The organism is Vibrio sp. JPW-9-11-11 (assembly GCF_013369335.1).
In the GTDB taxonomy this organism is placed as follows: domain Bacteria; phylum Pseudomonadota; class Gammaproteobacteria; order Enterobacterales; family Vibrionaceae; genus Vibrio.
Genome location: NZ_SZQJ01000036.1, coordinates 696,979 through 711,465 on the forward strand (window position 1 = coordinate 696,979; position 14,487 = coordinate 711,465).

Consider the following 14,487-nt stretch of genomic DNA (forward strand, 5'->3'; position numbering starts at 1 on the left):
CGGACTTTGAAATGACGCACACTTTTGAGGGACTTTGTGGCGTGGGAAAAGGTAAGGCGTATTTAATACGCAGGGTAATTGGGTGGATGCTATTGAGCGTATTTGCTAGCCATGTTCAGGCTGAGCAAGAGCAATTGGTCATTTTAACAACGTTTTCTAGTGAGCCGATTTCAGAGCTGATCGAAGATTACAAACACCGTTATCCTGATGTAGATATTAAGCTGATGCACCGACGCACTCAGTCGGTGATTCAACTGCTCAACAAGAGCTATATCAAAGATGTCAACGTGGATGTGGTGCTGAGTTCGTCGCCATTTATGATGCAAGAACTCAATAAGCGTAATCAATTGGCACAAGTGAACTTTGCCAACGACCTGCCAACTTGGTTGGTTCCTTTCGTACTGCCTGATAAACAACAAGTCACTAGTGTCGGCTACTCGGGCGCAGGCTTGGTGTGGAACAACGACTATTTGCGCGCCAACGAGCTCAAAAAACCGCAGCGCTTTTCAGACTTGACCGATTTCGAGTACTTTGGTCACCTCACTATGAGTACCCCAAGTCGTTCAGGGACAACGCAAATGATGGTCGAGAGCCTGTTGGCTCGTTATGGCTGGGGAAAGGGCTGGGAGATTCTTTTAAATGTGGGCGCAAATCTGGGGACCATTTCATCGCGTAGCTTCGGCGTCAGCGATTATGTCGCAAAAGGTCAGTTTGCGATTGGTCCGACGATCGACAGCTACGCCTTGGTTCTCAACAATCAGTTTGACTATATCGAGTTCCGCTATGACTATGACTTTACCCTGATGCCGACCTATATCGGGGTGCTCAAGCAATCAGACAAAAGCCTTGCGACCAGGCAGTTTGTTGAGTTGCTTCTTTCTCAGCAAATACAGTCGACCATGTTAACCAGCAGTTTCTCTAAACATGCGATTGCAGATCCTGCGCTCTACAGCGAGGCTATCCCTCGCTTAGATATTGAAAAATTGATGGTTCGAGAAAAACTGGTCAACCTGATCTTCGATGAAATGATCACAAAGCGTTTGCCCGAACTGCAGGATGCTTGGTTTAGCTTGATGACACTGAAGAAAAACACCACATCATCGGGCGCACTGAAACAAGAGTTACAACAGCTTAGAGCGCAATTATTCCGTATCCCAGCTTCAGAACAGCAATTAGAGGACTACGCCGACAAGATAGCCCGAGAAATGAACGATGAAGGGACAGATGATGGTTTCGAGCGTGCAATGCTGGCAGAGTTTGGGTATCACTTTGGGGCGCAATTCGATGACAGTTTGACCCAAGTAACTCAAAGGATCAGTCAACTACAACAAGAGCATGGCCAATGAAAAAGTGGAGCACCATAGGTGCTAAATTGGTCTTGGCGTTCATCGGCACCACACTGTTACTCACCGTGGTGAGTGTGGTCGCTTGGTTGACTTGGAGTCAGCTCGATGGGCAGGTGAGCGAGCTGTTGGAGCAAAGTGTGCCAAAGTACAACACCAGCTATTTATTAGAGAGTCGCAGTAGTGAAATTCGCTATCAAGTGCAACTGCTGCCCGCCATCGCCAACAAAGTCGAGCTAAACCATCAAGTAGTGACGTTGTCAGCGCTTATCCAGTCGATTAAACAGACGCTAAATGAACATAATCGTGACGGCGTGAGTAGTGAGGTCAATCGCGAGCTTTTACAACGCTACCTCGAGCTGGAGCAGACGTTACACAACTACAGTGAACTGGTATTGCATCGCGTTGAGCAAACACGCCAAATCAATAAACTCAATGAACAAATTGATTGGCTGCATCAAGATATTCGTTCAGAGCTCACGCCTATACGAGAAGAACTACACTGGTTGATCGAACGTGATGATACAGAGCAGAGGCGCAATACCGCCCTCAATCAGCTGCGCACCATACAACAGGTGCTGGATTTGGAGTCCAATTTGTTCTCCATGGTGAATGATGTGATGGAGTCGCAGCAACTGGGTCAAGTACACAATGCGGTCAAGGTGATGCAATACAAACTCGAAGAGCTGCGAGACCATAGCCAAGTATTGATTGAGTTGCCCTCGTCGATCGCCTACCAACAGCTACTAGAAGAGTTGACGGACCTGCTTGCCCCTCAAGGGATGTTCTATTTGCAGATCCTCGATAAAGTGGCGTTAAACCACAGAATCAACGTACTCAATCAACAAATTGATGTTCAGCTCAATGATATCCACCAGCACATCGGCCTTATCGTCAACGAAGCGGACAAAAGCTTTCTCGATGTAAAGAAGCAGACCGCGAGTCTGGTCTCCTATGGTAATCACGTTCTGTTGGTCTGCTTTAGTGTGTCAATTTTGATGTCGCTGTTTTTGACTTACTATTTTATTAATCGTCGAATCGTGGCGCGTTTAACGGCATTGGGCACCAGTATCGATGCGATCACCCGTGGCGACTTAAGTTACCCGATTCAAGTCGATGGACAAGACGAAATTGCTCGTCTTAGCGAAAAGTTGATTGAGTATGGTGAGAGTGTAAAAGAGATCCAGCGAACGAATGCGGTGAGTTTAATCAACAATACCTCGGCGAGCTTGCTGACGTGTGATTTAGCGGGCTGCGTGGAGTCGCAGAATCTCAGCGCGCGTCGTTTGCTCTCAACCGAACCGAGCGCCGAACACAAACCTATTTGGGAGATTTTAGACAGCGATAACCGCTTGGAGTTGGCGCGTATATTTTCCCGTAGCGGTCAACTGCTGACACAAGGCCAAGATGCACTGACGCTGAGTGTGGGCCGCGAAGAGCCCTGCTACTTGCATTTCGATTTTCATCAATTTTCTCATGGGCAACTGAATAAAATCATCGTGACCATCACCAATGTCACTCAGCAAGAGCTCACTGCGCGTGAGCTCGAAAAGCGAGTAGACGAGAAAACCCATGACTTGGTCGAAAAAAACCAGCGCTTATCACAAGAAGTACAAGTACGTGAGCGCGCCGAACGCCATCTCAAAAAAACGCAAGGAGAGCTGATTCAGGCGGCGAAAATGGCGGTGGTTGGTCAGACGATGACCAGTCTCGCTCACGAGTTAAATCAACCACTTAATGCAATGTCGACCTATGTCTATAGTGCCAAACTGTCGAGTGATGCCCAGGATATTAAAGGCATGAATCAAGCCTTGAACCATATCGAAGCACTCGCTAGCCGTATGAGCAAGGTGATTACCAGTTTGCGCAGTTTTGCTAAAAAGTCCGATGGCGAACAGCGAGCCGAATCATTGCCATTGAGTGACATTGTGGACCATGCGATCACTATCGTCAGTACCAAAGCAAAACGTCAGATGGTTGAGTTGGACAATCAGATTGACGGTGATCTGCAAGTCAAGTTCAGCGCCTTGGCGCTTGAGCAGGTGTTGATCAATTTAATGGTCAATAGCTGTGATGCATTGAGTGAATCAAACCAAGCACGTCGTTTGGTCTCCATTTACTCTCTCTACAGCACAGCAACGCATCATGTTATCGCTGTCGAGGATACCGGGGAAGGATTTGACCCCAGTATCGCTGCAAAACTTTTTACCCCGTTTACCACCACCAAAGAAGTAGGGCTAGGGCTTGGCTTAACCATCAGTCAGTCGCTGATGGAAAAATACGCAGGCCAAATCCATCTTGCTTCCAGTATCGAGCGTGGTGCACTAGTACTATTGGAACTGCCTTATGAACACGCCTAACTACTCGGTTTTACTGGTTGACGACGACCAAGATGTGTTGGACTCCTATATGCATTTAATGTCCCTAGCTGGCCTTAAGGCCAAGCCGGTATGTGACCCGACCATGGCCTGCCAGTATCTTGGTCCCGATTGGCCTGGGATTGTGCTGCTCGACATGTATATGCCACAGATGCACGGTCTTGAACTACTCCAGAGAATCAAACAGATCGATGAGCGTGTTCCCGTGATTGTGATCACCGGGCATGGTGATATTCCCATGGCGGTGGATGCGCTGAAAAAAGGCGCGTGTGAGTTTATTGAAAAACCGATCAATCCTGCTCAATTATTGGAAATGGTAAAAGAGCAGTTGAGCTTTCGTCAGGCGTTTATCGAACAGAAAACGGCTATGGTGTCGAGTATTGACCGCAGTTTGATCGGCCATTCTGCGCAGTTGGATCATATTCGGCACTGTATCTCCCAGTTTGCTCTGTTGAATAATCATGTGGTGGTCTGGGGTGAGACCGGGACTGGACGTCATTTAGTCGCGCAGTTGATCAATGATCTCAATCGTCAAACTGGCCCAAGGCCTCTTCAGATAAGCCATGAAGCGGGCGCTGAGCCCGAACAACTGACCGAGGAGTTGAACAGCTCAGAGCATACCTGCTGGTTGGTCGATAACCTTGAGTCGATGAGTGAAGAGTGTCAGCGCGTGCTAGCTCAAGCGATTATTGAACGAGAACGTAACGACCACCCACTGCAAGTGATCGCTATATTAAACCACAACCCTGAACAGTTAATCGCGTCAACGAAACTGGTTCCTGAACTCTACTACGTACTTAACCAAGGGGTAATCGAACTGCCCGAACTGCGGCTGCGCCCAGATGATGTTGCGGTCTTGTTCCATCACTTTCTTAAGCTCAGTTGTATCAAACTGGCCAAGAAAATACCCAAAGTGGAGCCTAGCTATTTGGCGATACTGCGCGCGCATCATTGGCCGGGTAACGTGCGTGAATTACGTAATGTCGCCGAGCTATATGCGGTTGGCATCATTAAGCTGACGGGCAAAGAGAAGCTGTACACGCAAGAAGAGGTTCAGTTACCGCTCGACGAGTTGGTGGGAGATTATGAAAAAGGCGTTATAGAAGATGCATTGTTCCTGCATTCTGGGCGAGTCAGTGAGGCCGCGAGTTATCTTCAAGTACCACGTAAAAAGCTCTATTTAAGAATGAAAAAGCATGGTATCGACAAAGACTCGTATAAAAGCCGTTAGCTAAAAGGATAGCCCCCTATCTGACTAGGGGGCTAGCTATTAGTACCAGTCTTCTTCCGGGAAGAGCTTACCTTCAGGTGCATATGGATCATCATCAAAAGGATGCTCAGACTTGTTGCGCAAGCTTTCCAGCTGATGCTCTAGCATGGTAACGGTATCGTAGTCACCTTCGGAACACGCGACATAAATCTGTTGCTCCAATGCTCTAATGCTATCGTTAATACCCATAGTGACCTCCATTTGCGTTGTTGGCGCAGTTGAACGGTTTTACCTATTCTCAAATCTATTGTAGTCAAGCAGACCAAATTCGATAGGTTGATTCGCTTGATACCATTGGTGGACTTTGTCGCTAAATGGCCAGAACTTTTCGGAGCTTCGGCGAATAGCAAAGGTATCCAACAACTTAACGTAATCTTCTTCATCCTTCATGGTGCGCAACATAGTGACCAGTTGAGGAATTTGCTGCTCTTTGAGTGATAAGTACGCAGCGGGATAACTCCCGATCACTCCACGGACGATGGTGAGGCCATCATTTTTAGGGTCGCGATTGCTCTCTTCGTCAAACAGGCTAGAGATATTGGTATGAGCATTATTATGCAGAAGGGTGAAGAGCTGTTCGTCACCGTGCTGCGACTCGATCATCAACATCATGATTTGTGGTAAGGGGGTGAGATCACGCCCTTTTATATCCTCAATAGAGCGCAGCATGGCTTCGTGTTCAGGGCTGAAACCGGTTTGCTCAATGGCGTAGCGATGGTTCAGTACCGGGCCCAGCTGGGTTTTGAGGATGTCATACAGTTCCATTTTAGGATTGTCGGTCTGATACGCGACTTGCGTGGGTTGATCGAATGGCTCGACGTTACGCAATAAAAAGTCACTCAACTGACTACTCTGATCTTGATACCAGCTAGAGTGCTCCTTGTGGCGTATTTCTCTTGGCAGCAGAGCGATAAAGTTACTCTCTCCCTCCAAGCGCAAGAAGTCCATAAACATTCGCGTCATCAGTTGGTGACCAAAATTACCGTAGACATCGAAGCCCGCGACCAAGAGATAGTGGATACGCTCAATAAGCGCGTAATCAAGAATCCAAGCAGTTTTGGGCGCCTCTCCGACTAAGCCTTGGACCACCGATGCGCTATCGAAATGTCGAAATACTGTCAACGCGGCATTGGGATTTGTCCCATCCCCCGTCCATATAATATCGGTAGTCAGATACTTTCCGTTTTCAAACCAGCTATTGATAAACTGAGACTTAGCCTCAAGGTAGCGGGCTTGCTGGCGTGAGTACGAAACCCAATGGGTGATAGGCAAGGTGTTACTTTCTAGCTCCCCCGGGAGTTTTAAGTTCTCAGCTTGCGAGCGGTAAAACTCATTTACTTCTGGAATGTCGGCTTTTTCGGGGTCAAGGAAGAAGACCCAGAACCTATCGTTGATCACATTCAGCGCCAATTGTCCGCGGCACACCGGCCCTTTGATGTAAGCGTTAATCGTGTTTTGGGCATTGTCGAGCATAAACTTAAATCGCGCTTTTACCGGAAGATCGATAAAGGCGGTCATGGGATTAGCAGCTACATCTGGTTTATAGCTCGGCAGTGTCGCGACAGTGTAATCGGCATCGATAAACCAAGCTTTCCAGTTGGCCATTCGCTCTTGATTGAGCGCAAATGGCATATGGGTTTTATCAACGATGGTTGATTGGATGGGAACTAGGCGGTAGTAGACGCGCTCTACACCGGGGTCATCATAGGGTCGACGTGTGGCAATTCGCTGCACGGGTTGGCCTGGTGGCGTTTTCGAACGTATTAAACGAAAGAATCGCGGCGTCGTTTCCTTGAGATCTGAAAAGTACAAGTGGGATAAAAACAGGTGTTCATAAATGTAACGCGCACTGAGCTGCACCTTACGCGGGCTCTTGTTGAGTAGGCTTTCGTATTGATAGACCAGCTCTGCTTGCTCGGCCGATAGCGGGAGCGGCTGATTCATTTTGGCGCCATTTTGTAGCCAACTTATCAAAGTTGAGTATTCGTTACTCGAGAGGTTGGGCATCCCATAAGGCATTCCCCAAGTAGGGTAGTCCTGTAAATATTGATCATACTCTTCAATGGTGGGGCACACTTGGGAACGGTCGATAGCAAAATCAAAGTCTTCTAGCTGCGTTTGATTGGGCAAAGGGTGCGCTTCTTTTTGCTTCAGCATGCGCGCGATTAGCCCTGCCTCAAGGTTGGCGGTCGGATTTTGTGCGCGCTCGTTGAGCACTGGATGAAAATCAAAATCACGCCACTGCTGGGTGGTTTGCGCATCTTCAAATAAGCGGTGAGGCGTCGCCGCCGTTAAGCGTGTCCCCTCGTAAACCAGCTCTTTACTCGCACCTCGGTCAATACCTTGAGTTGATGAAAGCTTAAGCTGACAAGGCGCATCGTAACAAGCGTGACAAACCACACAACGGTTATCAATGATCGGCTTCACTTGGTCGAGGAAGAAGTCGCTGTCATAACTGGCAGGTTCACTGTCGCGTTGCTGTACGGTGGCGATGCCAAATAGTTGGTCGTAGTTGAATCCGGCGTAGGTCGCACAGCCCGCAAAGGTGGTGACCAAAGCTAAGATTAGAAAGGTTTTAAAATTCATACGCCTATTTATATTTCGCTCACAATTGGCTAATTGCAGCAGAAGGTGGGAGGATGTTCAAATAAAACCTTGTCAAACTAATGAAAAACACTCGAATTATATGTTGAGCGTCTTATTCTCTCTGCGTGTGATGATTGACATAACACACCGAGAAGGGAACATTCAAACGCTCGAACTCCTTAAACCAGCGCCATTGGTTATCTTGCAGTTTGTCGCCAGGCCCCTTAACTTCAATCCACTCAAAGGTTCCCTCTTTAAAGGCGATAAGGTCTGGCATACCACTGCGAAAGAGTTTGAGATCGCTCAACATGACGGTAAACAACTTCGCCAGCATCTCGCTAGGAATATGGGTGAGCGCGAGGTGTAACAGCGCTTCATCGAGCAGCCCCCAGTGCACAAATGGGTTACTAATGCCACATTTGGCCCGATAGGTGTCCAAAAGCGATTGCGTATCCCCGCCGCGAATTGTTTCAAGCGCGCGGTTGATCGCTTGCGCTCTCTTACTGGCAAAATCTGCGTGGTACAGGTCGAGTGGACGGTGCTGGTAGGCGTTGATAAACGCCCCTTCAATTGGTGCGAAAATTGCCTCCCAGAACGTCAAGCCAAACAAGCTGTTAAGCAATGCATTTTCGCTGTAGAAGACCGTCCAGCCAAGTTTTTCAAAATAGGTTTTGGCCGCTAACTCAACGCGTTGTTGAGACAAATCCAATTCAACGCGGTGCTCGCTGCAGGTGGGTTTGCTCGCGCGTGGGACTTTAAAACCTTGTTTGCGTAGAACACGTTGTTTTAACTTTTCGGCAATTTCAAGTTCGGCAATATCAATAGGGTGCGTCAGCATGTCTGTGACAATGTCACTAAATAGTTCGTTTTGATCGAGCTTGTCGTAGATGCGTGCACGACGCTCTCTGCTTGGGGTCAGTTTGGTTTGCTTAAATAGGGCGAGCGCGGTTTCCAATTCGTTTAGGCGTTCGTAGTCACGCGCGATGTCATTGATCATGTGCTCTCGTTTGCGGTCGACGTATCTATGCTCCACCGGTTCGGGCATGGCATCAATTAGGGCGTCGAGTTGGCATTTCTCCTTTCGGTCACATTGCCAATAGAGAGTCGAAAGTTGGTTTAGTTCAATAAGTCGATCGATTTGCGCTCGGCTTGCAAAAAATCGCCGTGCTTGACTCAGTTGATACTGCTCGAACTGGTGCAAGCCTAAATCATCGAGCACAAATTGACTTAAATCTTGATGGGTATTGGCAAAGAAAAGGGTTAGCAAGAGATCAATCATATGGGCAGAATTGAGCTTGATGACGGTGAACGTCAGACGCTCAAAGTCAGTAAACGTATCTTCACTTAAACACGCGATTAAGTGCTCTTTTTTGAGTGATTTTGTGTGCTGAGGGTAGAGTGCCAAGATCTCGGGCTTAGTGAGCAGGTTCGCAGCCAGCTCTTGTTCGGAGAGATCTGGAGAGAGTGCGACAAAGTGGTGAGAAGCGAGTTCATCTAATGCACCTTGAAGACTGTCTATTTCTTGATAGTTCAGTTTGTCGCTACGAAACCAGTGCCCTTTACGGCTATAGAGGCGAACGAGCAGACACTGGGCCGCTTTGCTAATACCATTAAATACTGCTAGCCATTGATGCTCATCGCCCCTTAATAAATCGCTGTACCATTGGGTTGCGTGACGAGTGAGTTTAAAAAAGTTATCCAAGTAGTAGTCTGGTGCGAGTTCGACCGAGTTTTCCATAACCGATAGACAATAAAAAAGGCTTAACCCTAAGGTTAAGCCTTTCTCATCGTAATTCAATCGATTATGCGTTTTTCAGCTGCGTGATTTTTGCATCAGTCAGCGGCTTAGTGATGAAGGCAAGCACGATACAGACTGCCATCATAACCGCAGAGATAGTGTAGGCCAGAGTGTAGCCTTCACCGTTGGTCATCGAGAAGCCAACAACTGCAGCGCCGATTGCGCCGCCAATACCCCATGCAGTGTAAAGCACGCCGTAGTTCGTGCCGTAGTTCTTCAGGCCGTAGAACTCAGCCGTTAGAGTAGGGAATACCGCGAGAAGAGTACCGTAACCCACGGCAGCGATTGCCGTACCGATAATAAGCGTGAACTCAGATTTGAACGTGGCGAACAGAACCATGTTGATGCCCTGTAGCACGAACGCAAGAAGCAGAGTGCGCACGCCACCGATCTTGTCAGCAAGCATACCTGCAGCCACACGGCCGCCCGAATTAAATACCGCTAGGATAGAGGCTAGGTAAACCGCGTTTGGTAGGTTCGCCTGAACGCTTGCAATCGTGGTGATGTTACCGATGATCATCAAACCAACAGACGCGGCAAATGCATACATGATCCACAAAGAGTAGAACTGTGGCGTTTTCAGCATCGCTTTCCATGAGAGATCGTCAGATTTTTTAACTGCTTTAGGCGCTTGACCTTCTTTAACTTTAGGCTCAGCAGGAGTGTAGTCTGCGGGTGGGTTGTTAATGGTTGCCGCGAGAGGCACTGCAATAACAAGAACACCAACCCCTAGAATCATAAAGCTAGTTTGGATACCCATGCTTGTGATGAGAGCAGAAGTAACAGGAGCTAAGTAAATAGCCGCCAGACCAAAGCCCGCTGCAATAATGCCGTTGACCATGCCCTTTTTCGATGCGTGGAACCATTTCATTGCAGATGGAGACAGACACGCGTAGCCAAAACCGATACCAGCGCCTGTGATCACCCCGAAGGTGATGTTGAGCATCAGTGGCGAGTCAACAAAGCCAGATGCAATCATACCTAGGCCAGTCAAAACCGTGCCGAGGATAAGGATCAAACGTGGACCCATGCGGTCTTGAAGGATACCTGCAACAAGAAGACAGATAGAGAACGTGATCGTTGCTGTCGCGTAAGGGGCAGAGGCTTCTGCTGCGCTCCAGCCAGATTCAGTGACTAGTGCTTTGTTAAAGACACTCCAAGCATACAGGATGCCAAGACAAAGGTTGATACAAAATCCTGCTAGCAGGATGCGCATTGCTTTATCAATCTTGCTCATTATTCTTCTCATTTTTCCCCGCGAGCGTGGATAGGTTAACTGGCGATTTCTTCAAATTTAGTTTGCGTTTATCAACACTAAACACAGTGGGCGCGAATTATAACCGATTAAAATGTGATTGGAATCTCTTTCTCAACTTATTTTTAGTTTTGCTAATTATTGTTGAGTAATTGTTTCGAGAACGTTTGCTAATTATGAATTAGGTGATTGAGTAAAGTGAATTGAGACACATCAGCGACCTCTTCACTGTCAGTGAACAGGCCGAGATCGAGCAGCAAAATTTCATCAATGTACGGAACAGAAACTGGCTGTTTTATCAAAAACGGCACCAAGGTTTTGCTCTATCACAGTGCTACATAATGGAGTAATTGGGGCCGCCACCCTCTGGCGGTGTCCAGGTAATGTTTTGCGAGGGGTCTTTTATATCGCATGCTTTGCAATGCAAGCAGTTGGCGGCATTGATTTGCAGTTTGCGTTGGCCATCAAGGTCAATAACTTCGTAAACCCCAGCAGGGCAGTATCGTTGGCTGGGTTCGTTGAACATCGTCATATGATGAGTCAGCGCGATGCGTTCATTCGCCACCAACAGGTGACAAGGCTGGTTCTCTTCATGGGACGTTGAGGAGAGATAGAGCGATGATGCCTTGTCGAAACTCAACACGCCATCGGGTTTGGGGTAGTCAATCGGTTCGCAGCGAGACAGCTCATGCAGAGCCGCATAGTCTGGTTGTGAATTGCTGATATTCCAACTCGGCCTGCTGTGAGTTAAACGCTGCCAAACATTTTGTTCAAACAGGCTCAAAGCTCCGCCCAGCAGTGGCCCGTAGTGGTGAATTGCACCGGGAAAGTTACGATGTTGGTCTAGCTCGTGATACAACCATGACTGTTGGAATAGAGCGTGATAATTGGCTTCGATATCACTGTTTATTAGGGCGTTAAATGTGGCCTGAGCTGCGATCAACCCTGATTTCATCGCGCTGTGGCAACCCTTAATCTTGGCTGCGTTGAGCGTTCCAGCATCGCAGCCGATCAAGAGGCCGCCAGGAAACTGCTGCTTTGGTAACGACAATAATCCACCTTTTGCTAATGCCCTCGCGCCATAGGCGATACGTTCAGCCCCTTGTAGATGCCGACTAAATTGTGGGTGGTGTTTGAGACGTTGAAATTCATCGAACGGGCTCAAGTAAGGATTGGTGTAGTTAAGGTCGGTGATAAGCCCAACCGCGACCAAGTGATCGTCAAAATGGTAGAGAAAGCTTCCTCCTGTGGTCGCCGAATCGGACAGTGGCCAACCTGCGGCGTGCTGAACTAAGCCGGGCTGAAATCGGCGATCACCTTTGGGCAATTGCCAAACTTCTTTGATGCCTAGCGCGTAATGTTGAGCTTGGCTATTGGCGTCGAGCTTAAAATGGCCAATCAACTGTTTACCTAAGTGACCGCGTGCCCCTTCAGCGAACAGGGTCTGTTTGGCATTGAGTTGTACGCCCGGTTGGAAGTTGCTCTTTTTATCGCCCTGTTTGTCTAGCCCCATGTCCGCGGTGATAATGCCCGAGACCGCCCCCTTGTCATCAAAACAAATCTGCTTGGCGGGAAAACCGGCAAATACTTCGACCCCGAGGTTTTCTGCCTGTTGAGCCAGCCAGCGACAGAGTTTGCTTAAGCTAACAATATACTGCTGATTGTTATTCCGCAGGGAGTGCGGGATGAGCAGTTTTGGCACTTCGTGGTGTCGTTGCGCGCTGGTCAGGTAGAGCAGTTGATCGACACTGACTTGAGTGGTGAGCGGGGCCCCTTGTTGTGCCCAGTTAGGAAAGAGTTCATCGAGGGCGCTGGTTTCAAATACCGCTCCAGAAAGAGAATGTGCGCCTATCTCTGGCGCTTTTTCAACCACGCAAATTGACAGCGATTGCTGACGCTCTTGAGCGAGTTGAGCTAGGCGGCAAGCAGAACTTAACCCCGCGGGTCCTGCACCGACGACTACTACGTCGAAATCCATGCTTTCTCGTTCCATCTTGCTCACCTTTGAATGATCTCAGCTCCACTTCGATAACTATAGTTACAGTTGACGTAAACGTAAACTTTACTAAGCTGAAATTATCAATGGCCGACGAGGAGTAGGCGATGAAAGTATTGGTAGCGATAAAGCGTGTCATTGACCCATATACTAAAATTCGGGTCAAGTCTGATGGCAGTGGTGTAGAGAAAGATAACGTTAAAATGGTCACCAACCCTTTCTGTGAGATTGCGGTAGAAGAAGCGGTAAGGCTCAAAGAAGCAGGGCGTTGTGATGAAGTGGTGGTGGTGTCCATCGGCGACCCTAGTTGTCAGGAGCAGTTACGCAATGCCTTAGCGCTCGGCGCAGACCGCGCGATTCACGTCGACCACCTGCAGGCTAGAACCCCGCTCGGCAGCGCAAAATTGCTCGCTGCTATCATCAAACAAGAGCGACCACAGCTGGTTCTGCTCGGCAAGCAGTCCATCGATAACGACAACAATCAGGTTGGGCAAATGGTCGCAGGTTTGATGAACTGGCCTCAAGCGACCTTTGCCTCAAACGTGGTGGTTGACGATGATTCGGTGTCGGTTACTCGTGAGGTGGACGGTGGCCTCGAAACCTTAACATTGACTTTGCCTGCCGTGATCAGCACCGACTTGCGTCTCAATGAGCCACGTTATGCCTCTTTGCCCAATATCATGAAAGCTAAGCGTAAACCATTGGAGGTGGTGGCCGCCGATACGTTAGGCGTGGAGTTTGAACCCCGTCAACAGGTGCTTAGCGTATTTGCCCCAACATCGCGTAGCCGTGGTGTCAAAGTGGATAGTGTGGTGGAGTTGGTGGATAAGCTCAGAAATGAAGCCAAAGTGATTGAATGAGGAGAGCATGATGACGCATTTAAACGTATTAGTGCTTGCTCAGCACGACGGCGATAAAATTGTTGCCGAGACATACAGCGGACTAACCGCGGCACGCGAGCTAAAAAAACACGCAGCAGTAAATATCGATATGTTGTTGATCGGGGAGCAGTGCGAGGTGATGGCTGAGGTACTGTCTGGCTGTCCTGATGTCGACCGAGTGCTGGTCGCCGATCACTCTGTCTACCGTCATGGGCTGGCAGAAAACCATGCCATGGTACTTATGGCACTTGCCAATCAATATACCCACGTGATTGCGCCTGCGACCAGCTATGGTAAAGATGTGATGCCGCGCTTTGCAGCGTTGGCCGATGTCGACATGCTGTCAGATGTGATAGCGATTGAGACGCCAGATACGGTGGTTCGCCCGATATACGCTGGCAACGCACTAGCACGGGTACAAAGCCATGATGCGTTGGTGGTTATGACAATACGGGCGACCGCCTTTGATAAAACTCTGCCCTCGCAAGCTAGCACCGCCGAGTGTATTACTCTGGATTTGGAGTACCAAGCAGCGAAAACTCAATGGATAAGCCAAGAACACATAGAGTTGGAACGACCAGACTTGACCCAAGCTGAAGTGGTTGTTTCTGGTGGGCGCGGTTTGGGAAGCAAGGACAATTTTGCCATGGTGACGGCTTTAGCCGACAAACTGGGCGGCGCAATAGGGGCGTCACGTGCAGCGGTAGATGCTGGTTTTGTGAGCAACGATCTTCAGGTGGGACAAACGGGTAAAATTGTTGCGCCGCGCCTCTATATCGCCGTTGGTATCTCAGGGGCGATACAGCACGTTGCCGGGATGAAAGACTCGCAAGTGATCGTAGCGATCAACAGTGACCCAGATGCGCCCATTTTTGATGTCGCAGACTACGGTTTAGTGGGGGATTTGTTCGAACTGTTACCCGAGCTTATCGAGCGCATCTAGGTTGAGAGTTAGGAAAAAGCGCACCGAGAGAGTGCGC

General features: G+C 48.7%; 11 protein-coding genes. 5 read left to right on the forward strand and 6 right to left on the reverse strand.

Translation table 11 applies throughout. The annotated features are described in order from the left end of the window. Positions 1–41 precede the first annotated feature (41 nt). Genes FCU94_RS19050 through FCU94_RS19060 form a run of 3 tightly spaced genes read left to right on the forward strand, consistent with a single transcriptional unit; the run spans position 42 to position 4,952 of the window. Positions 42–1,346 carry an ABC transporter substrate-binding protein gene (locus FCU94_RS19050; RefSeq protein WP_441351758.1) on the forward strand — a complete coding sequence of 435 codons (1,305 nt, stop codon included), beginning with the start codon at positions 42–44 and terminating at the stop codon, positions 1,344–1,346. Continuing rightward, positions 1,343–3,703, forward strand: coding sequence for an ATP-binding protein (locus FCU94_RS19055; protein ID WP_176290035.1), 2,361 nt, complete (start codon positions 1,343–1,345; stop codon positions 3,701–3,703). The genes FCU94_RS19050 and FCU94_RS19055 overlap by 4 nt, the downstream gene beginning before the upstream one ends. Continuing rightward, complete coding sequence (locus FCU94_RS19060; RefSeq protein ID WP_176290036.1) at positions 3,690–4,952, forward strand: sigma-54-dependent transcriptional regulator; 1,263 nt, start codon at positions 3,690–3,692, stop codon at positions 4,950–4,952. The genes FCU94_RS19055 and FCU94_RS19060 overlap by 14 nt, the downstream gene beginning before the upstream one ends. Before the next feature lie 39 nt (positions 4,953–4,991). Here FCU94_RS19060 and FCU94_RS19065 read toward each other — a convergent pair whose 3' ends face one another. The 6 genes from FCU94_RS19065 to FCU94_RS19085 form a co-directional block, all read right to left on the reverse strand. Beyond that, positions 4,992–5,180 (reverse strand): hypothetical protein, encoded by a 189-nt coding sequence (locus FCU94_RS19065; protein WP_176290037.1) that lies wholly within the window; start codon positions 5,178–5,180, stop codon positions 4,992–4,994. A 39-nt stretch (positions 5,181–5,219) separates the two neighbouring features. Further along, the gene (locus FCU94_RS19070) at positions 5,220–7,577 is read right to left on the reverse strand and encodes a fatty acid cis/trans isomerase (RefSeq protein WP_176290038.1); all 2,358 of its coding nucleotides are present in this window, start codon (positions 7,575–7,577) and stop codon (positions 5,220–5,222) included. 112 nt (positions 7,578–7,689) lie between these two features. Further along, entirely contained in the window at positions 7,690–9,315 is a 1,626-nt protein-coding gene (locus FCU94_RS19075) for a VRR-NUC domain-containing protein (RefSeq protein WP_176290039.1), read from the reverse strand. A 64-nt stretch (positions 9,316–9,379) separates the two neighbouring features. After that, positions 9,380–10,612, reverse strand: a complete 1,233-nt coding sequence (locus tag FCU94_RS19080; RefSeq protein ID WP_176290040.1) for an L-lactate MFS transporter — start codon at positions 10,610–10,612, stop codon at positions 9,380–9,382. A gap of 188 nt (positions 10,613–10,800) precedes the next feature. Further along, positions 10,801–10,932 (reverse strand): hypothetical protein, encoded by a 132-nt coding sequence (locus FCU94_RS19425; protein ID WP_255199301.1) that lies wholly within the window; start codon positions 10,930–10,932, stop codon positions 10,801–10,803. A 32-nt stretch (positions 10,933–10,964) separates the two neighbouring features. Continuing rightward, positions 10,965–12,623: an electron transfer flavoprotein-ubiquinone oxidoreductase gene (locus tag FCU94_RS19085; protein ID WP_176290041.1), complete on the reverse strand. Its 1,659-nt coding sequence runs from the start codon at positions 12,621–12,623 to the stop codon at positions 10,965–10,967. 110 nt (positions 12,624–12,733) lie between these two features. On the opposite strand from FCU94_RS19085, the gene FCU94_RS19090 reads away from it, so the two are divergent. Next, on the forward strand, positions 12,734–13,486 hold the full coding sequence (locus tag FCU94_RS19090) for an electron transfer flavoprotein subunit beta/FixA family protein (protein ID WP_176290042.1): 753 nt from the start codon (positions 12,734–12,736) through the stop codon (positions 13,484–13,486). Positions 13,487–13,496: 10 nt separating this feature from the next. Further along, complete coding sequence (locus tag FCU94_RS19095) at positions 13,497–14,450, forward strand: electron transfer flavoprotein subunit alpha/FixB family protein (protein WP_176290102.1); 954 nt, start codon at positions 13,497–13,499, stop codon at positions 14,448–14,450. Positions 14,451–14,487: the final 37 nt, after the last annotated feature.